Origin of the sequence: Moorena sp. SIO2C4 (assembly GCF_010672485.1) — a bacterium.
In the GTDB taxonomy this organism is placed as follows: domain Bacteria; phylum Cyanobacteriota; class Cyanobacteriia; order Cyanobacteriales; family Coleofasciculaceae; genus Moorena; species Moorena producens.
Map to the genome: position 1 here is coordinate 1 of NZ_JAAHGN010001006.1, position 2,797 is coordinate 2,797.

Annotated in this window: 4 protein-coding genes; all 4 read left to right on the forward strand. The window is 43.2% G+C overall.

Translation table 11 applies throughout. The annotated features are described in order from the left end of the window. Window positions 1–818 (forward strand): TauD/TfdA family dioxygenase (locus tag F6K20_RS32800; RefSeq protein ID WP_287297554.1); only part of this gene is annotated, 818 nt, incomplete at its 5' end. A gap of 43 nt (window positions 819–861) precedes the next feature. Continuing rightward, window positions 862–1,413 (forward strand): HD domain-containing protein, encoded by a 552-nt coding sequence (locus F6K20_RS32805; protein ID WP_287297555.1) that lies wholly within the window; start codon window positions 862–864, stop codon window positions 1,411–1,413. Window positions 1,414–1,457: 44 nt separating this feature from the next. After that, entirely contained in the window at window positions 1,458–2,204 is a 747-nt protein-coding gene (locus F6K20_RS32810) for a CmcI family methyltransferase (RefSeq protein ID WP_287297556.1), read from the forward strand. 313 nt (window positions 2,205–2,517) lie between these two features. Beyond that, window positions 2,518–2,797 (forward strand): porphobilinogen synthase (locus F6K20_RS32815; RefSeq protein WP_502708906.1); only part of this gene is annotated, 280 nt, incomplete at its 3' end.

The following is a 2,797-nucleotide window of genomic DNA, read 5'->3' on the forward strand; positions in this document are numbered from 1 at the left end:
TGGAAAAGCAACTTTGGGACAAAGCTTGGTTAGATGCCAATCCACCAGAGTGGTGTGAATATAGTAATGGTTCTTTTGAATTCTGGATGAATCAACTTTCTACCCTAGGGTTTACCCTATTGCGAAAAATGCCTTGGGAGAAGTTAGAGACTTTCGTCTCTTCCATTGGACCAATTTACTATCTAGCTCAATACGGACGCTACTCCACAGTTAAGGCTATCCCAAATGGTCAAGACTTGTCTCTCTCAGCAGCGGGTAATGCCTTATCACCCCATACCGATATCACCTTCTTGCCTACCCCACCCATTGTCCAACTACTCTATTGTGTAGAAAATGAAGCCTGTGGGGGTGAGTCCACCGTAGTAGACGGTTTTCGTGTGGCTCAGGATTTTCGTCAAGATCATCCCCACTACTTTGAAATTTTAACTCAAACCCCTGTCACCTTTTGGCAACTTTACCAGGACTGGGATTATTATGTTTCCCAGACAAAGCCAATTATCAAACTAAACGACACTGAGGAAGTAACTAACATATTCTTCAGCCACAAAAATTTGGGATTAGATTTACCATTCGAGCAGATGGAAAGCTTTTATGAAGCTTACTATGGATTCTTTCGCTACCTAAAAAAACCGGCTTACGAATACTGTTTTCGGATGCAACCTGGAGACTGCTTGTTAGTGCAGAATTTCCGAATTCTACACGGACGTAAAGCTTTTGACGCCAGTTCTGGCTCTAGACACCTGGAAACAGCATATATGGATTGGAACTACTTTGCAGGACGACAGAATTTCCACCAGGTTCAGTCTTGTTACAGATAAGCAATAGGTCAGTCTTGTTACAGATAAGCAGGATTATGGGATTATGACTATCACGGGTTACACAAGAATGGATACCCTGACTAAGGAACAGTGGGATTTTACGAATCAATGTTTTGAAGAACTTGTAAACAGTCTGACAGACCGAATTGTTAAAACATTGCTAGACTTGCGCGGTCATAAGATGGGAAGTCAAGTAGACCGCTTAGAACATTGCTTACAAACAGCCACTCGGGCATTCCGGGATGGTGCTGATGAAGAAATGGTTGTTTGTGCCCTGCTACACGATATTGGTGATGACCTCGCGCCCTACAATCACGGTCAAGTGGCCGCCGCAATTTTACGGCCTTATGTGTCTCCGGAAAATGCCTGGATGATAGAACATCACGAAGTGTTTCAAGGCTATTACTTTCAGCACTTTATTGGTGGCGATCGCCATGAGCGCAACAAGTTCAAAGGTCATCCCGCTTTTGAGCAAACCATTATTTTCTGCGATCGCTGGGATCAATTATCTTTTGACCCTAATTATGACACCATGTTTCTGTCTGATTTCCGACCGATGCTCGATTCGATTTTCAGTCGCCAACCCAGGATTTAGCAGAAAAAGGATTGCCAATAAAGTTATTTGTTAAAACAATAATTATGGATTATAAAACTGTTCTCCAAGAAAAACAACACCATAATCAACGGTTAAACCCCAACCGATTCGCTAAAATCTCAGAACGAACAGATCGATGCGATATTCCTGTTGAAGCTTGGATTCCTCTGCTGGAAAATGCCATGTTACAGACTTGGAAAGGGATAATTCTGAATAAGTCCGTAACCGAAATTGGGGTTTACCCTATATTAATCCACGAACTCCAACCAAAAACGATTATCGAACTTGGTGCATTTAACGGAGGAAGTGCCATTTGGTTGGCGGATCATTTGGAACTATTTGGCATAAAAGGTAGAGTCTATTCGATGGATATCGATCTCTCCCTTTTAGACGAGGTAGCAAAACAAGACTCTCGGGTGCATTTTTTGCAGGGAGATTCCAATGACTTGGCTGCTACCTTTCCTAGTCAAATGCTTTGGGATCTGCCTCATCCTTGGTTGCTGATTGAAGACTCCCACGTCAATCTGGTTGGTATCCTAGAATATTTTCATCAAAATGGCTTTCAGAGTGGAGACTACTTAATTGTCGAGGACACGAGCCAATCAATGTGGGATTATTGGCGCAAACACTGGGATGATGCTGCCGAAGTTGAGGAAGGAGCGCGGAAACTGAAGGATTTGAGGGATTGGTTGCAAAACCACGAAGACGAGTATCTGATAGATACCTACTATCAGGATATGTACGGCTACAACGGGTCAAAAAACTGGAATTCTATTCTCAAAAGAGTTTGAATTGAAAGGTGTTAGTCCAGTAAGGTGCATTAATCACACACCTTACTAGTTATAACGTTTCCAGTCCAGCTTGGCGGAAGTCCTGCCAGTACATCTACCAGCTGATCTCCCCCCAGACCAATAACCCGATTATCCCTTACTCCCCTTAAGTGACCACTCCCTTCACTCCTGACAACCAACCGTCACCAGTCAAGTCAACCGGTAAAATCAAAGTTTTATTGCGCAGAATAATTTTTGAAACCAAAATGCTTGATAATGAACTTCACGAATTTAACAGACTTAACTCAAGTTCACATCTACTACCGGATTCACTATGTCCTTACCCAACTTGATCGACAAGTCAATAGCTTCTGACCAACTCCAATTAACCCATCGGCCTCGACGTCTGCGCCGTACAGCAGCCTTTCGTCGGATGGTCCAAGAGACTCAACTGACGGTTAATGACCTGATTTATCCAGTATTTGTGATGGAAGGTCAGGGTCTAAAACCAGAGGTTAAGTCCATGCCAGGGTGTTACCGCTATTCTCTGGACTTATTGCTCAAAGAAGTAACCGAGGCATTTGAACTGGGGATTAATGCGATCGCACTTTTCA